Below are 23,903 nucleotides of genomic sequence, written 5' to 3' on the forward strand. Positions count from 1 at the left end.
CATTAAAGATGCACTTGAAATTACCATAAACCACGAAGTAAAATATTTTTTCCCCATCGGTCTTCCGTTAGCATTCCAGTAATTACAGAGCAATATAGCCATAGTGAACACAAGATATAAAAAAGATAACGAAAAAATCACTAAAATAATGATGTCTCATCCACCCATTTTATTTAATCTCCTTTAATTAAAACTAAATAAATAAATAAGCCCTAAAACAAACTGATAAAAAGATAGTTTGTTTTTTATTATGGACTTCCTGTTCAGTATTTACAAACAAAATTGATTATAGATTTAGTAATTTATATTTTATTTTAGCATATGGTAGTAACGTAAACCTTTTGAAGAGGGGAATTTTATGGACAAGGTAAAGAGTATCAAATTCAATTTAGAAAATGCTGATGATCTTGAAGCGTATAACTATGCTATATCGCAAGGCAACTTTTCAGGCTTTATAAAGTGGCTAATCTTAAAGGAAAGGTATAGTCGGAAATCACCAATCTATCGTAGTGATACAAACGGGGCTTTTAAAATTTTTCTGTAGAGTGGAGGAAAAGCTTTTGACTAATTTAAATCCTATGTTCTCTAAAATGAGGAAAAAAAAGACTTACAACATTCCACATGAGTATTTGAATCAACCCAGGTCAAAGAGAAAGGAGCGAAGTGATAAAAAGAAGGATATTAAAGTGCCGGTGTCTTTAGGGGAAAAAAAGCAACTGAAGCTATTAGGTTATTCACAGAAATTAAGTAGTACTCAGTTTGCCAGTGTACTTGTAGAAGATTCGATATCCCGTCCGTATATTGAATTTTTGATGGCAGAAGAATATCCAGAAGAAAAATATTATGTCCATGTAAAATTGTCCAAAGAAAAGCATAGGGAAGTAGTACGTTTATCTGCTGAATGGGATTGTAGTATTCGCCAAGCTACACATCGTATTTTGGTTAATGTATTAAGACAAGAAAGGGGGGGTGCGGTCTAATGGGGCGTACATATAGCCAACTGGAACTATTAAATAGTGAGATTGAACGTATCGAAAGCACTCGTTTTGTAGATCGCTTATTTTATGTTCTTACCAAGACCAAAAAGGTTGTTTTAAAAATCAACATTCCTTCCAGGTCACTTTTCAGAGTCAATATATTGTGTGAAGACGTTACGATTGTAGGCGAGTTTGAGGAAAAGTTTACTTTATCCGAACTGACTGATATTTTATTCAAGGACTTTTTGGATGAGGTAAGGAAAAATGAAAATTTTGACGCGCTATATAATCGTTTAAAGGTTAGAAGTAAGAAGAAACCTACCATAAGGCATAATGACTGTGAATATGAAATCGAGCAAGAGGGGATATGCCAGGAAGTGAAGATTAGCATTGAAAGAAGTGCAGCGCTAAGAGGAGAGGTATTACTAAGCGATTTAACTAATATTTATCCAAATCATATGTTTCAATTGGAATCCTTACTGGAATTGATCCTTTTAGACTTCCTCATAGAATACTCTAAAGGGAACACAAGAAATGTTGTGAGCACCATTATTAATAAATTATGAGTTTCGTTTTTCCTGGAGAGTTATATTTACCACTTATATGGTAAAATATTAATAGGTAGTAAAAAGCATATATGAATTAATAAAGTTTTATATCCCTTGTCCGTGCCATGAAGCTATGGAGTGTTTAGAATGAAATAAATGGTTAATGGTTTAAACAAAATGGGCCAAAAGGAGAATTTTATGACAAGCAATTTAACAACTCTATACCATGGTACAGATATTAAAAAAGCGAAACAAATTTTAGAAGAAGGCTTATTTAGAGGTAAAAAAGCTTTCGAACATCATGTACACAGTTATGTCTCTTTCTCAGCAGATAAATTATATCCCTGCAACTTCGGACCTGTTGTGTTCAAGCTCCCTAATGGCATAGCTAACTCAATAGAAGTTCCTTACGGCAACTCAAAATGGTTCCTTGAAAACAAGGAGATAACAGAGTATATTTATAAACGAAAATTCGAAAATATTGATTTTTCACAAATACATGATTCTAGAGAAAATGAGTTTATTGTTTATAATAAATGCGCTTTTCATTTAGATGAAATTGAACTTCATCTAATATTTGACCAAACTAAAGTAAATGCAAAAAATACTAAAGAAAGAGCCTTTGAAGCATTCGGTCATCTTATAGAAATTCATGATAGTAGTCACTTACTTGAAAAAAATAAACCTGAACTATTAGCTAACTTTGAATTAGTAAATGGTAAATTAGTCCAAACCAGGTAATGAACAGTTGCGAAGAATTTGTTCATTGGGTATTACCCAGCATATAATCCAATACCCTTATTAATAAAGAAAATTTGGAGGTGGGTTCATGGTCAGAAGTAAAAAGCAATTACTAGAAGAAGTGATAAAGCTAAAAGAACAACTACTAGAGGCTATATCTCCAAGAGAAGTTCGATATTACAAAGATAGGATTCATCGTGTGTTGGATGAAATAGATAATATAAGGGGTACTGAAGTAGGTGCTATGGAAAATAGAACGAATGGATGTACTGAACAAGATTTGAAGCGTTTTGTGGAATTGAAAGAATATATGATGGATGCAGATAGTCCACAAGAGGTTAGGTATTACGAAAAACAAATTCATGATTTGATTACAGAATGCGAGAAAATGAAAAAAGTTGATCATTAATATTGGTGTAAACTGGCACTTTATTCCCCCTAAAAACAACAATTATTTTCAAAATAATCCAGAATTTCATATTCACCCTTCTGTGATAATGTGCTAAAGTTTTGGCAAAGTATCTCGGGAGGGTGTTTAATTTGCTAAAGATTCATCATTTTAAAGAGGGGATAAAAGAATATGTCTCAAAAAAGAAAGGGAATGATTTTCCTAGTTATTCGTGTTGTGAGGAATGTGGGATTCAGAAAAAGCTTTACCGGCATGGTTTTTATGAACGCTATGTGTTTGTCCTGTCTGAAAAGAAATTTGTGAATATTGTGGTTTGTCGTTACATCTGCCAAAATCCAAAATGTAGACAGACTTATTCGGTATTACCTGACTTCATCATTCCCTACTTTCAATTTCCTTTACCTTCTATCGTTGAACTAATAGATAAGAAAATAGAAGGTGTACCGTTAACAGAGGGAATTCGCCAGCGTGCTACCTACTATTTCAAGAGGTATGCTTGTGAAAAGCATCAAAACTGGATATTACAATTCTTTCGTAAATCCGGTAATCTTGATTCAATACCGGAGGAAAGCATAAAAAAAGCCAAGAAATTATTGAAGATGATCCAAGATTTTGGCGAATCCACTTTCTTACGAAAGTCAACGGACACATTTTCAAATTATTTCATGGCTCCTTCATTATATCAGAATGATGAAGTCCATTCCACATAGAGTTTTCATGGAGATTGTCGAACGGTTTATGTACACTAGAATTATCGGGTGGCCGGCCATCCTTCAAACAAATGAAGGAGGTTACCGACATGAATGAAAAGGAAAAAAGAGAGGTTGCATTGTTTCGCTATTCGTTAATTTCCCCATTACTGCACAGCTATGAGAACCGAAAGGATTATCTTGAGAAAATGGGAGAAAAAGTCCATGATATTCCCCACTACGGAGAACGAAAGGTTGCAGCGAAAACAATTCAGGAGTGGTTTTTGAAATACCGTCGCGAGGGGTTAGATGGGTTGATGCCTAGGGGGAGATCTGACCGAGGGAATTCAAGACGACTATCGCCAGATCAACAAGATCATATATTGGCAGTAAGAAAAGATGTAACAACCATGTCCGTTCGTTTGTTTTATGACAAATTAATCAAGGATGGAGAAATACAACCGAATGAGGTGTCTTATTCCACGATTAATCGACTTCTTAAAAAGCATGGATTAGCCGGAAAGGGTACAGCTGCCCAGCCGGAAAGAAAGCGATTCTCTCATGAAAAGGTAAATACGCTTTGGCAAGGGGACATGTCTCACGGACCTTACGTCCCCCTAAATGGAAAGCAGAAAAAAACATTCCTATTTGCTTACATTGATGACTGCTCTAGGGTTGTACCGCATGCGGAATTTTTCCATTCGGAGAAGTTTGATGGATTAAGAACAGTTACCAAAGAAGCGATGATTCGAAGAGGAAAACCTAAAATTATTTATGCCGACAACGGGAAAATCTATCGATCTGAAACACTACAGTTAGCTTGTGCACAGTTAGGTGTCACCTTAGCTCATACACAACCATATGATCCCCAAAGCAAAGGGAAAATAGAACGTATGTTCTTAACTGTGCAGACAAGGTTTTATCCATTACTTGATGCAGAACCAGCACATTCTTTGGAGGATTTAAATGAGCGCTTTTGGCGTTGGCTAGAGGAGGATTATCATCGAAAAGTTCATGCATCACTTGATGGTAAGACACCTCTTGAAATCTATCAATCACAACTTGATCAAATACAGATGATATCTGACCCATCATCACTCGATCCGATATTTTTAAAACGAGAATATCGGAAAGTGAAACATGACGGTACGATTACTTTAAACAAGCAATTGTATGAAGTGCCAGCCCGATTTATTGGACAACGTATTGAATTACGATTTGATGACCAGAAAGTATTTATCTATGAAGACAACCAAGAAGTGTCAGAAATTCAGCCTGTTTCTTTTAACGTGAATGCGCATGTAAAACGAGAGCCCTCCCCTTTGTCTTTCTCAAAAATGAAGAAAGAAAAGGAGGAAAAAGATCATGTATAAGTCCTTTTATTCTCTTTCCAAGACACCCTTTTCGAAGGAATTAGATGTGAAAGATGCTTTTATATCCTCTTCCTTAAGTGAAGTGGAAGCCCGATTTGAATACTTAAAACAAACAAAAGGAATCGGTTTATTAATTGGTGAACCTGGTGCAGGAAAAACATTTAGTCTTAGACGATTTACTTCTACCTTACATCAAGCGCAGTATAAAGTGATTTATTTCCCTTTATCAACGGGAAGTGTCATGGATTTTTACCAAGGTCTAGCCTATGGGTTAGGCGAGGAACCAAAATTTCGGAAAACGGCCTTATTTCGTCAGATTCAACAGGGGATTGAGCGTTTGTATAAGGAACGACGTATCACCCCTGTCTTCATCTTAGACGAAATGCACTTGTCCAAAGATGCATTCCTTAAGGACTTGTGTCTATTATATAACTTTCAAATGGATTCCGTAAATCCTTTTATTTTAGTTATTGCAGGGTTACCCCATCTCAAAGAAAGACTGGGATTAAATCAGAACCGCCCCTTGACCCAACGAATTGTCATGCGGTTTCAGATCAATGCGTTAGAAAGAGAAGAAGTTCCGCAATATATTGATCATCATATGAAATTAGCAGGAAGTCATATGCCCATTTTTCAAGAATCAGCTCTAGAAGCTCTGTCGCTCCGATCGCAAGGATGGCCAAGGATAATTAATACGTTGGCAACACATAGTCTATTAATAGGTTATCAGCAAAGGAAAGAACAGATTGATGAAGAAGTTGTGCGTCTTGCCGCGGATGAAATTGGTCTATGAAGATAGGAAATCAGTCTTATTAAAATGGAGGGGATATTGATGAAGGGAAAAAGGATGTTTTATGACCCAGAGGAAGAGCAATGGTACGTTGATATACAGGGGCGAAAATACGGACTTCATTGTGGGGAAACAATCTACTTTTATATTGGAAGGAATGCCATTCCCTGCCGATTGGAACTAAGTTATAAATGGTATGTCATCATGGGGGAAATGAGATTTGATTTGAGAGAAAAGGATCAATATACGGTAAGTTTCTAAAATAGAAAGTTTAGTTCGAAGAAGTCCCTATATAGGGACTTCTTTTAGTGTTTCCAATTATCCTTGTGATGGTATTGAGAAACGAAGTTTGTCAATACCATCACAAGGCGAGCAAGCGAAAGCGCGGTAGTTAAGATGAGGACCTTTCCAAATTAAAGTTACCACCAATATAATTTGACGAATTATATTTGGATAGAATAACAAATGCACTACATATGGATAAAAAAAGGAAAAATGAATGCCGGAATAATGTGATAAATCGAGCTGGTGTAATATGATAATTCACAATATTGGCTTTCCCGCGAAAAACAATTAGAATAAAGATGTAACTATTTATTTTTTATTTTATTAGCAGCCCTTTTATAGGGCTAGCGGGTTAAGTATTAAACAAAGCGATCTTTTGGTCGATGATTATACATACTAAAAGTATGTCTATGAGTCGCCCCAATAGGTCGCTTTTTTTTGTTTGACCAATTTTTTGAAAGGGGTGGTATTTATGTTAAATACACTATTAATTGCAGGTCTTATCGGAGGTTTTACGGGTGTAATTGCTCACCTAATTAGAAGCGAGAAGGTTTTGGTTTTCCCTAAAAAGAGGTTGCGTCCAAAAGGGATTCAGCTAGGTTTCATTGCTGATTTCTTAATTGGTGCTGCAGCCGCTATTTTTGCTGTGACGTATTTGGTTCCAGAAGCCGGCCAAGTTAGAACACTCGTAGGAGTATCTATCTTAGCTGGTATGAGTGCTGAACACGTACTCTTACAAAGAGAACTGAATACACAGAGTGCTAAGAGTGAGGCTCTAGACAGTGTTCTTGCAAGGGAACTTAAGAGTGAGCTTGAAGTAGAAAAAGCCAAGAGTAAAGCGCTAGACCAAACCAACGATAAATTGAAGTAGGTCTAGTCTTTCCTTTCTTTTGAAAGGATACATAAGAGAATGCCCACTGAGTTCTAACAACAAATGAAGAAAAATAGGAGGTAAGAAAATGAGTTTATTTGACAATTTATTACAAGAGGAAAAAGCAAAGATCCACCAATTAAAAGAGCAACTGTTAAATGCACTGTCCCCGAGAGAGGTTAGGTACTATGAAGATGAAATACATAGTTTACTTGACCGAGCGGAAGAGCGATCTTTAAGGAGTCAGAGGGAACACGTAAAAAAAGAAGTATTGCACCCTAGTGTTAAGTGAGAATGTGGTTTTGTACAGGTAAAACTACCATGTTTTTTCTAATAATGAGTGCAATTTGAAAAGGTGAACTGGTATTCTGGTCACCTTTTCTTTATTTCTAAGGATTGTTTATGATGATACACTATCAATAGTGAGGGGGAGAACGTATGAGTGAGGAAAAGAACTACCATAGTCTTTTATTAGGATTAAGCAGAGTCTTTGATGATGTAATTGAAGAAATGAAAGATAGTTATATTGATGAAAAGTATTCTAATTGGTTTTTATGGTTGATTGGGAGTCCATTTCGTGACTTGAAGCGATTAGGGGAAGTAAAAAAAGGAATTGAGCAATCTATTGATTCCGGAAAGTTGTTATCACTTTTCCCTTTTTTAAGCGGTGGGATAAGTCCGTATCTAATAGGGTTTTATCAGGAGTTATCTCCGTTCCAATCTATGTTAGTTGGTATTACGGCGGGTTATCTTATTACGCTTCCTTTCTACTTTCATAAGCTCTTAACGTTTAAAAGTGGCCATTTTCATTTAGGAGCCTACAGGAAATTCCGTAGACAGGAGTATAACTTATTTAAATCCGCTTTATTGGATGATAAAAGGGATTTCTTTTTCCAAGGTCTATATGATTATGTTGGGGTTATGAAGAGTGGTAATAAAGAGTTTCAGCAATTCTATACCATGATAGAGGAAAGGCTGGAACGATACTTAGATAGAGAGAAGAGACAACTAGAAACTAAAGTCTCTGTTCTCAAAAGCCAGTTAAAAAGACAGGAAAAAGAATATGATACGCTTATAGGAGAATATGAAACGTTTATAGACGGTGTAGCGGAGGAAATCCGGGAGTTTGAAGAAGGTGTCGAATTTATAATCGATTTGATTAAAGATATCAACACAGTCCTTTTTCGTATGAAGAACGGTTTATTTTCCACTAAAGATTTAAACCTTGTTAGCGGGTTCACCTTATATAAATTAAAGGGAGCAGAACTAATCAAGTTAGAGGACGTTGGTACAACAGGATCTACCCCAGATAAATTGCCTTTAAAAAGTGATAGAAAATGGGGAGCGATAGAAGCTGTAACCAATAATGATGACAAACCAGTGATTAATACACCTTATAAGAACCGTACCGTTGTTTCTTATAGGCTGAGGATGGGTATAAACAATAATGAAGTGTGGATATTTAATTTTCACTTCGATACTGATGATAAAAAAGCCAAGCATTTATTGGTAAATGATGATATAATAGAGTCAAGAGAGATATACAGGTTAATCCACGCTCTATGCTTATTATCACAAGAGAACTTTACCAATAAAAAGGAGGCGGCAGAATAATGATGAAGCAAAAACAGTCTTTCGAGGTCCTTGAATTTAAAACGCAACAAGAGATAAACGCTGACCGCCGAAAGAAATTTGAAAAGAAACGTGAAGAATTAAATAAGCGGGTAGCTAATATTCGCAACAGAAGTAGTTACCGCTCGGGTCCGAAAACTAATGTATAAAGAAAGCAATCCCTTTTAAATAGGGGATTGCTTTTTTAATATCGTTTTTTTATTTCTTCTCTTTTCTGTTTAAGTTTATTATATTCCTTTTGGAACTCTTTTCTTCGCTTTTCCCGACGCTCTTTTCGTCCACCCAACTCTAAAACGCGTGGCTTGGAATTGAAATTAATTAAGTCTCCCATTCCTTACTCCTTTTCTTCATCCTTTATTTATTTTATTAGTATTCACAACTTTATAGCACTTTAAAATCCCTATATAACCTTTTTATTCGTGTTCCGATAAGCTGTGCAGCATTATTCTTCGATTAAATCCGCTAAAATGATTTTCTACAATAGGTTAACTATAAATGCCCTTATTTGTGTTGGTTAACTAATTTAATTATGGTTAACCATTGTAATAAATATAGCTGATGGTTTATAATGAATTAAAAGAAGTGCGAAAATTTGTGTTTAGGAGGGTGTATCGTGAGTAAAAATAATGAGTTGTTGGGTGTTAAAGTAAAAACTGAAACAAAAGAACGCATAGCAGAGATAACCGAAAAAGCAAAAGAAGCGGGTATGATTGAATACAATGGAGATATCTATGATTTATTTGTAGAAAGATTCCAACATGATGAATTGTCGAAGAAAATGGAATACGGAGCTGATTTGAAAGAACTTAATCAAATCACCAGAAGGATTAATGATATATTTGTAAACTTGGCAGAACGGAATGAAACCAACTTAGAGGGTTTAAGAACTCAGCACGAAAACATAATGATGGGTTTAAATGAAGAAATACAGGAACTAAAAATAAAGAATAACGAGTTGAAAGAGGGGTTAACCGATAAAGATAATAAAATTAGTGAGTTAACCAACTTAATCAATGTTAACCAAGAAAGAATAAAAGAATTAGAGGAACTACAGAATAGCTATACGGAACGAATTGGAGAGCAAAAATCGATTATTGAAGAAAGAGAAGAAAAGATTGCTACTAAAAATGAAATAATTTCGCAAAAAGAAGAAGCTATTTCTGAAATGAAGGAAGATATTGCTCAAAATGATGCGTTAAGGAAGGAGATTTCATCACGAAATAATGAAATAGCAGCATTGAAGAATGACATTTCTTCAAAGAATGAAGAGTTAAAGAAACAAAAGGAAAGCCTGGAATTTGAATGCCAAAAGCGGGTGTTTGCACGGGAGCAAGAGTTAAATGCAGAGAAGGCTAATGAAATTAAATCTATACAAGAGCATTTAACAAAGGAAGTAAATCGATCGCAAGAAAAATATGAGAAGGTACTAGGGGAGAAGGATAAGCTAATGAGCGCTAATTATGAATTACAGGTTTCCTTTGACCGCCAACGAAGTGATAACGAAAAGAAAGACGCTGTTATCGCTGCTCAAGAGAAAGAAAATGCTGAACTAAAGGAAAAACTTGAATCAGGAAGGGAGAAATAAGTCCTTTTGGATTTTATATCAATAGTTTTAGAAGCAAGCCACTTCATTTCTACCTCTGTATGTTTAGAACAAATGAAGTTATATGGACGTATAGATGTAGTGGCTCAATAAGAAGTATTTACAGGATGGACGGGTAATTAGGGTATTTATCTTTGAACTGTTTCAACCTTTTCAAATGCTGTTCTAGTTCATCTGTTCTTTCTAGGTCAATCTCTCAACTATCACAAATAGGGAAATCGTTATCATCCATCACCAAGATATCAGTTGGGTGAAATGGAACGTCACATACTTCACATTTCATTACAAAAACCCCCCCTTTGTCATTAAATTTGAATACTATAATTTGAATATATTCCTTAAAGCAATGAATAGCAATATAAATTTAATTTATAAATAACAACTGTATAATTATTTATGGTAGGAGCATAGAGAGTTATTTTAAGAGTGATTGTGTTGGTAGAGATTTATCATGATAACAGTGAGGTTAGACCATCGACAAGTTTACAAGTCGCTCATTTAGAGAATTTGGCATTAAATAAGTGGAGGGAATGTATAAAGGAAGGGCTGAATAAAACAAAAAGAAAATCTCGAATTTGAATGTCAAAAGCGTGTATTTGCCCGTGAACAAGAATTAAATAAAGAAAAAAAGCTAACGAAATTAAGGTGATTCAGGACCAGTTAACAAAAAAATGAATCGTTCTCAAGAAAAGTACGAAAAGGCTCTGGAAGAAAAAGATAAATTAATGAATGCCAACTATGAATTGAAAATTACTTTAGAACGTGAAAGAAGTGACGGTGAAAAGAAAGAATCTGTTATTGCTTTAAAAGAAAGTAAGATTGCAGAATTAAAGAAAAAATCCAAGAAATAGAGGATACATCAGGGGAAAAATAACCTATATAGGGAACTTTAATCATTAACAGGTTATAATGTCTAATAAGCCTTTTTAATGTTAAAATGGTTAGATTAAAGTAGTTCTGTTATAAATTAATTAAGGAGTGCAATTATGACTCAAATTCTTGAAAGTATAGATAAAGTAAGATTAACTGTAAATCCCTTACTAAAACGTAAGTCAGAATTAGGGCAATTTTTCACACCTTCAAGTATTGCTCAATTTATGGCATCTCTTTTTGCTAAGGAAAAAATGAAAAATCCAAGGGTTCTTGATGCAGGTGCGGGGATAGGTTCTTTAACTAGTGCTTTTCTCGTTCAGCTTATTTCAGAAAATTTGTCCCGCTCCGCAAATGTTAATCTAATTGAAATTGACGAATATTTAGAGGAACAGTTAACTGATATTTTAAGTATGTTTGAAGATGAAATTAATATAAGTGCTAATATAGTCATAGAGGACTTTATTGAATGGGCAGTACTTAATTTGTTAGAAGAGGGTACTTTGTTGGAAAATGGTAAACCTGGATTTACTCATGCAGTTTTAAATCCACCGTATAAGAAAATCAAAAGTGACTCTCGCCACCGTAAGTTACTACGAAGTGTAGGAATTGAAACAGTAAACTTATACTCTGCATTTGTAGCTTTATCCATTGAGTTAATGGAAGACAATGGCGAAATAGTTGCAATTATTCCAAGGAGTTTTTGTAACGGACCATATTTCCGCCATTTCCGACAGCATCTGCTTGGTAAGACTGCCGTAAAGCATATGCACCTGTTTGAATCAAGGGATAAGGCGTTTAAGGATGATGAGGTTTTACAGGAAAATGTAATAATGAAGTTAGAACGTGGGGGTAAGCAAGGGGATGTTACTATCTCAATTTCCACGGATGATAGCTTTTCAGATTATAATGAGTATGTTTACCCATTCGAAAAGATTGTGCAACCAAACGATATTGAGAAATTTATCCATATCAATACATCTAATGAGGAAACTCTAATCGAAAGGTTCCCTTCTGTATGTTATTCCTTGGAAGAGCTCGATATCGAGGTATCCACTGGTCCAGTTGTAGACTTTAGGGTTAGAGAAAACTTAAGGCAAATGCCAGAGGGAGGAACTGTTCCTCTTTTCTATCCTAACCATTTTGTAGGTACTCAATTGGAATATCCAAAGGAAATGAAGAAGCCTAATGCAATAGTTCGGAATGAGAAGGTAGAGAAATGGTTATATCCGAATGGTTACTATGTAGTTGTAAAAAGGTTTTCTTCAAAAGAGGAAAAGCGGAGAATAGTAGCAGGGGTATTAACCCCCGACTCTGTTGATTATCCAGTGATTGGCTTTGAAAATGGTCTAAATGTTCTTCATTTTCAAAAGAAAGGGATATCACCAGAGATAGCTTATGGACTTTATGTTTACCTTAACTCTACACAAGTTGATAAGTATTTTAGAATATTTAATGGGCACACCCAGGTAAATGCAACTGATCTTCGAACCATGAAATTTCCTAGTCTAGAAATACTTGAGGAATTAGGAGAGTGGGTAATATCAAATTCGGATAATATAGAACAAGAGGAAATTGATGGTAAGTTGGAGGAGTTGTTAAAATGAGTGATTTAATTCATCCTAATATTGAACAAGCTATAAATATTCTTAAATACCTAGGGTTGCCAAAAGCACAACAAAATGAACGTTCTGGGCTTTGCCTATTGGCCTTATTAAACCTTACCAGGGACAAGTCTTGGTCTGAGGCCGAAAGCCCTCTGATTGGAATTACACCCATGATGGAGTTTAGCCGAGACAATTATGGGAAAGAGTATGCTCCGAATAGTCGGGAAACATTTAGACGATTTACAATGCACCAATTTGTTGATGGAGGAATCGCATTGTATAACCCCGACAAACCGAATAGACCAGTAAATAGTCCGAAGGCAGTTTATCAGATTGAGCCTGAAACTCTAAACCTTCTTAAAAAGTACGATAATCCTGAGTGGAATTCTGCTTTAGAGGATTATCTAAAACATAGACAAACTTTAGTAGAACGGTATGCTAAAGAAAGAGAGCAGCAAAAGATACCTGTCCAGATTACTGAAGGAAAAGAAATTTTCATTACACCTGGTGAGCATAGCGAGCTTATTAAAGCAATTATTGAAGATTTTGCACCTCGTTATGTACCAGGTGGCCAATTGATTTATGCAGGTGATACCGGCGAGAAGATGGGTTTTTTTAATGAAAAGTTATTAAAGCAACTTGGAGTCATTATCGATTCTCATGGAAAGATGCCTGATGTGGTGATTTATTTTCCTAAGAAGGACTGGCTCTTGCTAGTGGAATCGGTAACCAGTCATGGACCAGTTGATGGAAAGCGACATGAAGAGTTAGCAAAACTATTCAAAGATTCAACAGCTGGGATAGTATATGTAACAGCATTTCCTAACCGTTCCATAATGGCTCGATATGTAAGTGATATTTCTTGGGAGACGGAGGTATGGATTGCCGATGCACCATCACACTTAATCCACTTCAATGGTATTAGATTTTTAGGACCATATGAATAACCACATATCTGAATAGATTGACTTAAAAAATGCACCTATTGTTCCTTGTTCATAAAGTAGGTGCAGTTTTTTATTACACACATATTTGGTGACCGAATCATTTAGTTTGTGCCTTAGCCCCGCCATTTCCGTACAAGATAAAAGGGGGTTGTAGTTGTGTTCCCAAATCAGGTCACTTCTTTGTTCCAAACAAATTTCGAATGGTGGTAACTATATAAACAAATTTTTGAATTAAAATGGGGGGGCGTGCGAAAGCGATGGTAGTCACGAGCTCTCGATTGCATGCGGTTCGTTATAAGTTCGCTTTTGATAGGTATACTCACACGAGGGGTATTCACACTGAGTAAGAAAACGGTATCTAAACGAAGGAATTTATGAAGCTGCTTTATATTATTTAGCTATACATGGTCGGTAATAAGTATCCTTAAGAAAAGGTGATTTAATGAACAAAGAAACAAAAGGATATAACCAAGAAGAAATCGGTAAAACACTTGAAAGAATAAACTATTGGATTAGTAATTGCGATACTAAAATAAGTTTTGCTCTTGCGTTTTCTGGTGTCTTACTAGGGGTTTTTTTTACAAGTAATACTATACAAAACTCACTAGTTGCACTTTTCGAACAATTTAGTGAACTAGATATGTATAATATAGTAGTTTTGTTAACTACGCTAATATTTGTAGCCTTTGTGATTTGCTTAACACTTTCTATATGGCATTTTTTCATGGGGTTAAAGGGTTCAGTTGATAGTACAGTCTTTGATCAAGATGACCTGCAAACAAATTCTTTATTATATTTCGGTACTATTCAAGCATTAAAATATACTGAATTTAAAAAAGAGGTGCAAAATATTACAAAAGATGAATTAGGGAATGATTACCTTTCTCAAATACACATAAATTCTGTTATTTGCCAGACCAAATTCAATAACTATAAAAAAGGAATTATTTATCTAACCGCTGCTATTATACTTTTTGTATTACTTAATATTGGTTTTTTGTTCATATAATTGATACGTTAATCAAGTGGAGTGGAGTTGAAAATGAAATCTAATTACAGAAGTTATAATGTATCAAACTCTTCAAGTAGGATTAAAGATATTGTAGAGGCTTCTAACCAAAACTTCGAAGAAGTCGATGAAATTCCTTCTAGAGAAGACTTAACGTTTACTAATGGCTTTTACATTAATAAAACAGGGTCTATTTTCGTTGACATAAGGAAGTCTTCTGAACTTACCGGAAATCACAAAAGACCTAGGTTAGCGAAAATTTATCGTAGCTATATATCGGAAGTAGTTGCTCTAATGAATAGTAATGTGCATTGTAAAGAGGTTAATATCGTGGGAGATGCAGTATCTGGTATTTTCAATGCCCAATACAAAAACCAAGTAACTGAAATGGTAAGTACAGCATCCAAAATAAATACACTTATTAAAATAATTAACTACCACTTTAGAAAAAACGGAATTGTAGAAATAAAAATCGGTATTGGAGTGGCCTACGGCAGATCTTTAATGATAAAAGCAGGGTATTCAGGTAGTGGAATAAATGAAGTTGTATGGATGGGAGACGTAGTTAATAAAGCTTCAAACCTATGTAATGAAGCTAATAAAGATACTACCAAACCTATTCTGATTGGTAATACAGTATATAGTAATATAGATGACGACCATTTAAAAAGTTTATATGCTAAGAACTATATTTTAGACTGTTATGAGGGAAATATAGTCAATACAGCAATGAATAATTGGTACGAAAATAATTGTAAGTAAGCATGTACAACAGGACGATGCTACAAAATGCAACTCTTTGTAAATACGTTAACTTGGACCTCTAGTTGTGAAACACTTAGATAATCTAATAGGGGGGAATTAATATTGAACAAATGGAGCAACAAAGAGTTAAAAAGTATTAATGACAAAGTCACTGAAATACTTGATTCGCCTATGGAAGTACGTGAATATGAAGGTGAAACAGTCCCAGCAGTTGAACAGTTAAAGGATTCGAATGAGGGTTTATTAGTCAACTGTTCTATACTATTTGTTGATATTAGGGAATCTACTACTCTGTCTGATACTTCTTGGGCTAAAAGCATGGCAAAAATATATAGGGCCTTTGTAAGAACCATGGTAATATGTATTCACAAAAGTGGAGGCAGCGTGAGACAAATTATTGGAGATAGGATTATGGGTGTGTTTGTTGATGACAAACAGAAAAAATCAACAGAAAAGGCTTTAGAAGCAGCAAGGGCGATATTAACAATGATTGAATATTACTTTAACCCAGAGTGTAAGAAAAAAGTTAATGGAAAGACAATCGAGTGTGGTGTAGGAATAGATTATGGACGTGTTCTTCTTACCCAAGTAGGAACTAAAGCCGAAAACGAAGAAGCTAAAGACTTAGTTTGGGCTGGTAAAATCGCTAATATTTCAAGTAAGCATACAGACTTAGCTGAACCCAGTGAAATTTTTGTAACTAAAAGATACTATGAGAACTTACCAGTAACACTAAAAACAGATGAAATTGGTTGGAATAAAATGGCCCGTTTGAAGGGTAGTTCAGTATTCGAAGGTTATGCTATAAAAAACTTTTATTTGGACATAGTAGACGACCTAGACGACGATTCTCAAAGTGAAAAAGTGCTAAGCAATGAAAAACAATTTAAATATAAACAACAAACTAGTGTGATTAATACTAATTATATAATAGCTGACGTTATACAGGAGACTAAAAGACAAACCGAGAACCTTTTTGATCGATTTGAGAAGGTTTTAAAAAGGGAGGAGGAAGTATCAAATAGAGAAGAATCATTATTAGAAAAAGAAAGAACTATTAAACTAAAAGAAGAAAGGTTAAGCCGGCTCGATAAAGAGATTGAATTAAAAAAGAAAGAAACCGAATATGATGTAAAGGTTAATTTCCTAAAAGGAAAATTTGATCAATACAAACCAGATAAATTATTAGAAGAAATATATGACCTTTCTAAATTAGCTGAAGGTATAGGTAAAAATCATATTAGTGTGAAAAAAGATTTGGCTTATTGGAATTTGGTCAGATACTTTAAAACTCATGACTACTTAACCTTTGCATATAAGTTAATAGAAGAATGCTTAGAAAATTTACCTGCAAACTATGGAATTTTACCCTACTCCAATGATATGGCAGAGGTTTCTAAAAAATTGAGTAAAGAAGAAAGTCTCTACCAATTAATTATGTCTAATTTACATAAGTTTAACCCAGATTTCAAAGGGATTATTGAATTGAAAGATACTTTAACAGGTATTAATATGGATCAAAGCATTGTCTTACAATTTGAACAAAGGTTATTAGAGTAATCAAATTTAAGGAATTGCCCAAAGAAAATGTTATCAAGAGAAGCATAACACTTTCTAACGGAGAAGATTTTGAGGTTTGACACAAGTTTTGCTCATGTATAAAAACAGCAAGCAGTATTTAGTTGTTTGATGAGGCCGCTCACAGTTATAAAGAACCCCATGTAGTCCGTATATTTTGGCTTGTTTCTCTTGGGAGCCATAGTTATACAATGCACGGCTTTTACTGGCAACGTTAACCTGTATGGATGGCTATTCTCTTAAGAGATTAATATATTTAGGTCTGGTAAAATGACTGCCCTAATCACTGTTGAATATCTCGGGCTTTCCTGTGGTGAATGCACATTGAACAGCATCCAAAACAAAGCTCATTTCTTATTGTTGTATCAATTCATAACAAAAGGAGACAAATAAACAGTTTTGTAAATAACTTGTCACTATAACTTAGAAATAAAAGACAAAAAGAATGAATGGAAATGGAAAATACAAAAATATTATTTCGTAAAATATCATTTAGAGGAAGTTTAAAGTTATAGAAAATTAAACATAAAATACCCTTCAAAAAGGACAGAGTGCCTTTATTTTACAGGGACTTGTATGTTGTTTATGGTTAAACCTAATTACTGTAGGAATCATTTTGTTGAGATTAATCGGTACTTTTTCGAGACTTGCTAATGTTTTGCATTACTTTCTTATGTTCTTTTCGGTCAAGGTTTGTATATAAAGAGGTTGTCTCGATAGAATTGTGTCCTAATTGATCTCGTAATAATACAATATTTCCTCCACTTCTTTTTAAATGTTCACCGGCAAAGGAATGACGAAGTTTATGAGGACTTAATGCTCTTTGTCCCTGGTTAAAAGCTTTTGTATAACGTTCTACTAAGTTTTGAATGGTTCTGACTGACATAGGTTTAACTGTTCCTTGATAATTCGTTACAAAAATATAATAGTCATTTTCCGTAGCTTTATATTTCTGGTTTCTAATACGGAGGTATGCTCTTAAATCTTCCAACGCTTCCGGGAGAATTTCAACTGTATCTTCTTTATCTCCTTTTCGCACAACATCGATTTGGAAATCATTATAGTTAATTGAATCAAGGCTCAAACTAGCGATTTCGCTTACTCGTAATCCTGCACCTAAAAATATAGAGAGAATTGCAACATCACGCTCTTTATTCTTTTTAAAACGTGCTTTTTGAGGGCCGTCTATATTCTTTTCATACTCAAAACGGACAAAGTTTAAAAACTCAGTTATAGAATCATCGTGAAGTATCTTTGAACTCATAGCAGCTGAACGTCTGCTGGCGGTTTCTTTTCCATCAATTAAAGCTATTTTACTCATAACATTTCTATAGAAATAGCATTCACCATCTTCATTCTCTGTTTGAGTGGTTAAATAGTTGAAGAGGGAGGTAAGGGCAGAAATGTTTCGATTTACAGCTGCAACGGACCTCTTTTTAAAAACGTTTTTGCGAACTTCGATATCCTCTTCACGTAAATAATCAATATAAAACTCCATATCATCTTTTGGTAGCTTTTCTAATACGGTATATGGAATATCCTTTATTTCTGATTGGGTAGCAATACCTTGTTCTTTTAGATATAAGAAAAACCTTTTATACTCGTGTATATAACCAAGAAGGGTAGAGGGAGAACGGTTTTTTCTTTTTTGTGATTGAACATATTCCTTTACGTATCCTGGAAATATTTTAAGATGTTCATTTAATCTTTTTTCGTGTTTTTGCTTTTCTAGTGATTGAGAAGCCATATACAAGCTCACTTCCTAATTGTAATAAAATTGTATTATTCGCATGAAATGCAATTTTAACGAACATATGGTTCCGTTTAACTAATGTTGTGTGTCAATCTATAAAATCTAATACTTTAAGTATTTCTTCCGTTCTAGTTATTATCTTGTCAATATCATCCCATGGTTGACCATCCACACTTTTTCTATGCTGAAACTCAGGGTTTCCAGCGTAGAAGTAATAACCCAAGTCTTTGAAAGTTGTCTGTCCGTGTTTCCGTATTTGTAAAATAAAGATTTGTTCTTCATATTCCTGTTTACCTGTTTTAACAAATTGCTCATGTAACCGAAATACATAATTCCCTTGTTTAGCTACTGGGTCATTGCCTGCAAATTGCCAATAGAGTTCCATAGTAATCGTCCTTTCATTAATCCAATCCTTTAGGATCTGGATTCAAAACTCATAGTTATCAATTCTTATTATTTTTGCATAATTTTCATACAAGCTAGCTACATCCTATTCCGGTTTTTCTTCTATCTGTTATTGTTATGTAATAAATAAATCATTCTATGGGCACAATATCATCAACATGTACATCTATGTATCTGGCTTTTGGAGTAGGGGATTTTCTCAGCCTCATATGTGGTACTGAATCAACTTCATTAATAATTGTGACATCATCTACATAAGCTATTTTGCCAACAAAATCCTCATAACCGTTAGCCTTAGTAGGCCAAACAAAATTCGGATGTTTAGCATACTTTCCTTTAATTAAAACTTTTTGACCTTTCCTAAACCCTTTTTCATTAATATTTCGAAGGGCGTCAAATGTTCTTTCGGCTAATTCAAGCAATTCATCTCTATTCATGTTACTAATATGCGTAATAGTTGTTTGATCAAGCATACCTTAGTAGCTCCTTTCTTTTTTTACCTATTTGTATATGTACTTTTGAGTTGCCTATCCGTTAACTTTAACTCATACGTTTAGAGGGAAGAGGCGGCTTCTCTGAATTGTTAAAAGCATCCCAATACCAAAATTTATAATCCGGTTCTAATCTACTAAAATAGTCGATTTTATATTCCCTGTGAAGATGGTATTCTTATCTATTACTTATGGAATTTGATTTATGCTTTAAAGTATATTTGTGATGGTTGTAATTATAACAAACCTGCGTTCCCGTTGCGGAGTGTTCGCTAAACTCGTATTTAACGCGAATTTTATAAAGCTAATATAAAAGAGTATCTCCCATTGTTAAGATACCTGTACAAGGCCATAAAACTCTAAACTACTTATACAAGAATCTCTAAACTGTTTTCCTCTGACTATTATCAAATCAAATTAAAATCATATCTTAATTGAGAAGCTTCAAAAACAGTTTATACTTTCCTGTCCAATCTTCAAGGAGTTTAGACTTTCTGGTCCTTTTACAACACCCTTTTTCTCCATCTCTCAACCTCTAATGATGCACCTAAGTTTTCCACTTCCATACAAAACTTAGGATTTAATTTGTTACTAAAATTATAACAATTATAAACTAGATTTAAAACCTTTTCTAAACATATTACATAAAATGTTTTTTTTCATTTCTAATAATGGTAACACCTCTTTTGGATTGATAAGAAATATTTGCGAGGAACCACTTTCTACATCACCTTCATTTAAGAAGCGTGTCTCTTTACACAATACTCTATCTTCTGTTCCGGGCATTACTCCTAATCGTAATAAGACTTGTTTTTCCATAGGCGGTGTTTGGTACATCTACTTTTATACTTGATATCAATTCTTCTTCTAACCACTATGTTATCTAATTTCTCTTTTTCAATTTCTTGCAGAGTTTCATGTTGATCCATAAATAACTTCGATAACTCAAACAGGGAATGTATAGTGTTTTCCTCATCAATATTTCCAACAAAAAGGAAATAAAAGAAGAATAGGAAGAGCTTATTAAAGAAGAGATTGATATTGCTGTCTTAAACATGCCAATCCTTGATACAAGGAAATATAAAGAGCTTGGGGGGAGTGGGGCAATTAGTTTCCAAGTAGTGTTAACACTACTTTCATGGATGGTTGAGAAATTGTAAAACAACAAGTAAAGTTCATAGGTGGAAAGAAAAGATAGCATGCCGGGGCAACTGGAAAAGATAAAGTTATTTATGATCGCATCGAACGAATGTTGAACAACATACGAAAAGATGTTTTCGTTTGTTGTTTCAATTTCTGCCTTATCTTTTTTCGGATACAGTATAGGCCAACTACAGCATTGCACTTGGCCTATAACTATATAGATTTTGTTTATTTATTCCAAAGCGGTTTATCTCAACTCGTCATTCAAAGGCACAATGACTTCATCTAATGTTTTTCTCCATTGACGCTTCATTTCTGGTCCATATTTCAACGGTTTTGCATCTGGATGTACGGATTTATACTTGTCAAATTGCTTACTGTTGATGATGCCGCCAATATTCGGAATAGGGTCAATTCCTATTAAGTATTGGATTGCAGATAAATGCAGTTCATTTTCTTCCACAAACCACGTATTTGCAAATTCTTCAATCGATTTATTGCGTGCTTCAGTAAAAAATCCCCGTTTTACTATAAAAATATCTTCATCTGTATCTACTTCTTCGGCATCAATAGCATTTAAAATCGCACGGTATACATTTTTAACAATTTCTGCTTTCTCTAGTTTTTGAAGAGCTTTTTCAATATCGTCTCGGATATTCTTATTATTGGCTGAGTATGTTTCTAATAACTTATCAATGTAGGTTGAGTCAATATCATAAATCTTAGTCGCATTTTCTCCGTAGAATTCAATATCAGAGAAATCTGCTCCTGGTCCATCGGTGTCCTGTTCCTCGACTAGCGAACCTTTTATTGTGTTATATACCCCTATATATTCTTCTATCGTCATGACTTGATTTTGAAGGGCTTTTGATTGTTCCATATCATCGTTATAGTCATTATACGTTACTAACGCTTCGTAGGAATTATTTAGCTCTTGAAATGCCTTTACAAATTCAATCCGAGTATCCATAGGTGAGTGTTCATTAATATCGTTTGGATTTTGGACAACAGATTTTAATGTTTTATGAGCCTTTTTAAAGCGTTTCTTTGACTCACCATACGTTGGATAAACAAGTGTAGACTCCTCTTGTTCCTTAGAATATAACTTCGTCGCTTTTTGTACATTTTGTTCCATCGTATACGGTTTTCGAAAGGTTACTATTAATCCCTTTGTTTTTTCTGGGTACGTTCGATTGGTTCGAGAAAACGCTTGAATCAAATTGGCGTAACTTAAATTTCGATCGACAAATAACGTTTGAACGGTTGGTGCATCAAAACCAGTTAATAAACGATCTACAACAATGACAAGGTCAATTTGTTTTCCAAACTCTTTAAATTCTGCTTTCTTACGAGCCAAACGATTATTAATATCGCCATTATATCGCTCCATACCTTCTATGGACCATGCTGTATCGTAATAATCATTATAGTCCTGAATGATTTCTTTCATTTCATCTTGGTTTTGTGTCGTATTCTCTTCGTTTTCTTGTAACGAATAGGTAATGGCAATCCGAGGAAAGTCCGAGTCTTCAATCGTACGTCCTTTTCGTATTGGGTTTTCAGGAAATTCTTTCGTTAACCACTCTGGATTTTTAGTCATTTTTTTGATTGCATGATAATAACGTTTCGCCATATCAATCGAACTTGTTGTTAATATGGCGGATTTTTGCGGGCGCCCATTTTGGAAATCAAATTTCGTATAAGCGTTATCTGGTCTGAAAATCTTATGAATGACCTTTTGAATATGTTCATCCCTTTCAAAAGAAGAGGGTTCAATATATGTTTCCTTTTCTATGCCATCCATTTGATCAATCAAATCATTTATTTCATCATTAGTATAATCAGCATATTTTGCATTTTGACGAAGTTGGTCAAAAATATAATTATTTAGTGATGTTGGTTCAATCGTATCTTCATGTTCTAATTGAAACCCTAAAACAGCACCATCTTCTAATGCGTTTTTAATCGTATAGGTATGTAGGACTTCTCCATATTGATCACGAGTCGTGCATGCTAATTGACCTTTCGCCTGCTTTTTATTGACATTAAAAATTGGTGTACCTGTTAAGCCGAACCAGGTGGAATTTGGAAAGAATTCTTTCATACTTTCCATTCCTTCTGCACTTAATGCGCGATGACATTCATCCACGATAAAGACGATGTGTTGCCCTAGTAGTTTCTTAAAGCGTTGCGTACCTTTTTTCTCTTCTACCTTTTGTGCATGACGTAAAGCTGATTCTAGCTTTTGACGAGTAGTGATAATTATTGTATTTGAATTAGCGTCAGATAGTAATGTACTACTTAGTTCTTTTGCGCTGCCAGTTCCGACAATTAAGCTGTTAGAATTCGTATTACCAGAAGAAATGCCAGTATTAAATTCAGAAGCGAATTTAGTGAATTCAGAAGTCGTTTGGTTATCCAAGTCTTTACGGTCAATCAGCATAATGGTACGGTCTACACCTGGTTTACGAGCTAATAACTTTGTAGAAACAAAACTTGTTAATGTTTTTCCTGAGCCAGTCGCATGCCAAACAAATCCTGATTTATGTTTCATCGCAGATTTAAATAAAGCTTCTATTGCATGAACTTGGTAAGGGTGTAAAACCATTAGAGTCTTGTTGTCATGGTCCTCACTAACAATCGTGTAATGAGCAATTAATCGATGTGCATCTGGAATATTTAAAACTTGTTTCACAAATTCATAGAGATTTTCTACTCTTTGATTGTCCGTCGTTCGCCAACTAAATAGAAATTTCTTATGCATATCTTTTGGCATCGCATTTGCAAAATAACGCGTTGTTTGTTCATTGGAAACAACAAATAATTGTAGCGTGGAAAAGATATTCCCTCTAAACATGCCTTCCCCTGCATACTTCTTAACCTGATTAAACGCTTGGAACACACCGTCTTTGGCACTAGCCTGTTTTAATTCTATTTGAACAATTGGTAGACCATTGATTAAGAGAGTTACATCAAAACGACGATCACGGTCATCCACATTAATTTTTTGTTTAGCAATTTGGTGAACGACTTCATATGTAGAGATTCCACCACCAATGTCTTGATTGGAATACAATACTAATGATATCGGACCTAAAGAAGTATTTTCCCGTTCAATCGTAATACGAGCAATTCCATTCTCCCCTTTGAGCCATCTTGCAGCATCAAAAGGGGTTTTTGTTTTTAATAACAGTTCTGTTTTTATCGTATCGAATTCTTTATCCGTAATGGGATGCTCCCCGATTTCAGATAAGTTATTTTGTGTGATTTTTTTACGCAAGTTATTCCATAGGTCATCTTCAGATTTTAAATCAGGGCGATAATTCCACTGATTGTGTCCTTCCCCTAACACTTCAATCAGGCGACGTTCCACTTCATCTTCATCATTATGTGGTATCTTAGTCATATTTCTTCCCT

General features: G+C 34.6%; 25 protein-coding genes. 20 read left to right on the forward strand and 5 right to left on the reverse strand.

All coding sequences use genetic code 11. The features are described from left to right. Positions 1-358 precede the first annotated feature (358 nt). The 13 genes from NC797_RS06915 (at position 359) to NC797_RS06975 (ending at position 8,464) form a co-directional block, all read left to right on the forward strand. Complete coding sequence (locus NC797_RS06915; protein WP_272436041.1) at positions 359-544, forward strand: hypothetical protein; 186 nt, start codon at positions 359-361, stop codon at positions 542-544. A 16-nt stretch (positions 545-560) separates the two neighbouring features. Continuing rightward, complete coding sequence (locus NC797_RS06920; protein ID WP_272436042.1) at positions 561-980, forward strand: hypothetical protein; 420 nt, start codon at positions 561-563, stop codon at positions 978-980. Further along, positions 980-1,543, forward strand: coding sequence for a hypothetical protein (locus NC797_RS06925; protein ID WP_272436043.1), 564 nt, complete (start codon positions 980-982; stop codon positions 1,541-1,543). The genes NC797_RS06920 and NC797_RS06925 overlap by 1 nt, the downstream gene beginning before the upstream one ends. Before the next feature lie 180 nt (positions 1,544-1,723). Then, positions 1,724-2,266 carry a hypothetical protein gene (locus NC797_RS06930; RefSeq protein ID WP_272436044.1) on the forward strand — a complete coding sequence of 181 codons (543 nt, stop codon included), beginning with the start codon at positions 1,724-1,726 and terminating at the stop codon, positions 2,264-2,266. 88 nt (positions 2,267-2,354) lie between these two features. Next, on the forward strand, positions 2,355-2,675 hold the full coding sequence (locus NC797_RS06935) for a hypothetical protein (protein ID WP_272436045.1): 321 nt from the start codon (positions 2,355-2,357) through the stop codon (positions 2,673-2,675). Between the two features lie 131 nt (positions 2,676-2,806). Beyond that, the gene (locus NC797_RS06940) at positions 2,807-3,385 is read left to right on the forward strand and encodes a DUF6431 domain-containing protein (protein ID WP_272436046.1); all 579 of its coding nucleotides are present in this window, start codon (positions 2,807-2,809) and stop codon (positions 3,383-3,385) included. Between the two features lie 89 nt (positions 3,386-3,474). Continuing rightward, complete coding sequence (locus tag NC797_RS06945) at positions 3,475-4,737, forward strand: DDE-type integrase/transposase/recombinase (protein WP_272436047.1); 1,263 nt, start codon at positions 3,475-3,477, stop codon at positions 4,735-4,737. Further along, on the forward strand, positions 4,730-5,530 hold the full coding sequence (locus NC797_RS06950; protein ID WP_272436048.1) for an ExeA family protein: 801 nt from the start codon (positions 4,730-4,732) through the stop codon (positions 5,528-5,530). Before NC797_RS06945 ends, NC797_RS06950 begins: the two co-directional genes overlap by 8 nt. A gap of 39 nt (positions 5,531-5,569) precedes the next feature. After that, positions 5,570-5,788 (forward strand): DUF5348 domain-containing protein, encoded by a 219-nt coding sequence (locus NC797_RS06955; protein WP_272436049.1) that lies wholly within the window; start codon positions 5,570-5,572, stop codon positions 5,786-5,788. 496 nt (positions 5,789-6,284) lie between these two features. Beyond that, entirely contained in the window at positions 6,285-6,683 is a 399-nt protein-coding gene (locus NC797_RS06960; RefSeq protein ID WP_272436050.1) for a DUF4257 domain-containing protein, read from the forward strand. A gap of 88 nt (positions 6,684-6,771) precedes the next feature. After that, complete coding sequence (locus tag NC797_RS06965) at positions 6,772-6,975, forward strand: hypothetical protein (RefSeq protein ID WP_272436051.1); 204 nt, start codon at positions 6,772-6,774, stop codon at positions 6,973-6,975. Positions 6,976-7,121: 146 nt separating this feature from the next. Beyond that, positions 7,122-8,297 carry a hypothetical protein gene (locus tag NC797_RS06970; protein WP_272436052.1) on the forward strand — a complete coding sequence of 392 codons (1,176 nt, stop codon included), beginning with the start codon at positions 7,122-7,124 and terminating at the stop codon, positions 8,295-8,297. Beyond that, the gene (locus NC797_RS06975; RefSeq protein WP_272436053.1) at positions 8,297-8,464 is read left to right on the forward strand and encodes a hypothetical protein; all 168 of its coding nucleotides are present in this window, start codon (positions 8,297-8,299) and stop codon (positions 8,462-8,464) included. Before NC797_RS06970 ends, NC797_RS06975 begins: the two co-directional genes overlap by 1 nt. 35 nt (positions 8,465-8,499) lie before the next feature. On the opposite strand, the gene NC797_RS06980 is transcribed toward NC797_RS06975, so the two are convergent. Continuing rightward, on the reverse strand, positions 8,500-8,646 hold the full coding sequence (locus tag NC797_RS06980; RefSeq protein WP_272436054.1) for a hypothetical protein: 147 nt from the start codon (positions 8,644-8,646) through the stop codon (positions 8,500-8,502). Between the two features lie 282 nt (positions 8,647-8,928). Here NC797_RS06980 and NC797_RS06985 point away from each other — a divergent pair, with 282 nt between their 5' ends. The 7 genes from NC797_RS06985 to NC797_RS07015 all read left to right on the forward strand — a co-directional run bounded on the left by NC797_RS06985 (position 8,929) and on the right by NC797_RS07015 (position 16,676). Then, positions 8,929-9,900: a coiled-coil domain-containing protein gene (locus tag NC797_RS06985; protein ID WP_272436055.1), complete on the forward strand. Its 972-nt coding sequence runs from the start codon at positions 8,929-8,931 to the stop codon at positions 9,898-9,900. A 689-nt stretch (positions 9,901-10,589) separates the two neighbouring features. Then, entirely contained in the window at positions 10,590-10,769 is a 180-nt protein-coding gene (locus NC797_RS06990; RefSeq protein ID WP_272436056.1) for a hypothetical protein, read from the forward strand. A 135-nt stretch (positions 10,770-10,904) separates the two neighbouring features. Further along, positions 10,905-12,395 (forward strand): Eco57I restriction-modification methylase domain-containing protein, encoded by a 1,491-nt coding sequence (locus tag NC797_RS06995; RefSeq protein ID WP_272436057.1) that lies wholly within the window; start codon positions 10,905-10,907, stop codon positions 12,393-12,395. Next, the gene (locus NC797_RS07000; protein ID WP_272436058.1) at positions 12,392-13,342 is read left to right on the forward strand and encodes a BsuBI/PstI family type II restriction endonuclease; all 951 of its coding nucleotides are present in this window, start codon (positions 12,392-12,394) and stop codon (positions 13,340-13,342) included. The genes NC797_RS06995 and NC797_RS07000 overlap by 4 nt, the downstream gene beginning before the upstream one ends. A 442-nt stretch (positions 13,343-13,784) precedes the next feature. Next, on the forward strand, positions 13,785-14,351 hold the full coding sequence (locus tag NC797_RS07005; RefSeq protein ID WP_272436059.1) for a Pycsar system effector family protein: 567 nt from the start codon (positions 13,785-13,787) through the stop codon (positions 14,349-14,351). Positions 14,352-14,384: 33 nt separating this feature from the next. Then, the gene (locus NC797_RS07010; protein WP_272436060.1) at positions 14,385-15,113 is read left to right on the forward strand and encodes an adenylate/guanylate cyclase domain-containing protein; all 729 of its coding nucleotides are present in this window, start codon (positions 14,385-14,387) and stop codon (positions 15,111-15,113) included. A gap of 105 nt (positions 15,114-15,218) precedes the next feature. After that, positions 15,219-16,676, forward strand: a complete 1,458-nt coding sequence (locus tag NC797_RS07015; protein ID WP_272436062.1) for an adenylate/guanylate cyclase domain-containing protein — start codon at positions 15,219-15,221, stop codon at positions 16,674-16,676. A gap of 643 nt (positions 16,677-17,319) precedes the next feature. Here the strand turns inward: NC797_RS07015 and xerS are convergent. The 4 genes from xerS to NC797_RS07035 form a co-directional block, all read right to left on the reverse strand. Then, positions 17,320-18,441 (reverse strand): tyrosine recombinase XerS, encoded by a 1,122-nt coding sequence (gene xerS / locus NC797_RS07020; protein ID WP_272436063.1) that lies wholly within the window; start codon positions 18,439-18,441, stop codon positions 17,320-17,322. Positions 18,442-18,535: 94 nt separating this feature from the next. Continuing rightward, entirely contained in the window at positions 18,536-18,832 is a 297-nt protein-coding gene (locus tag NC797_RS07025; RefSeq protein ID WP_272436064.1) for a hypothetical protein, read from the reverse strand. A gap of 151 nt (positions 18,833-18,983) precedes the next feature. Then, positions 18,984-19,325, reverse strand: a complete 342-nt coding sequence (locus NC797_RS07030) for a hypothetical protein (protein ID WP_272436065.1) — start codon at positions 19,323-19,325, stop codon at positions 18,984-18,986. Between the two features lie 1,408 nt (positions 19,326-20,733). Next, positions 20,734-23,892, reverse strand: a complete 3,159-nt coding sequence (locus tag NC797_RS07035) for a type I restriction endonuclease subunit R (protein ID WP_272436066.1) — start codon at positions 23,890-23,892, stop codon at positions 20,734-20,736. Positions 23,893-23,903 lie beyond the last annotated feature (11 nt).

This window comes from Terrihalobacillus insolitus (assembly GCF_028416575.1).
GTDB lineage: Bacteria > Bacillota > Bacilli > Bacillales > Amphibacillaceae > Terrihalobacillus > Terrihalobacillus insolitus.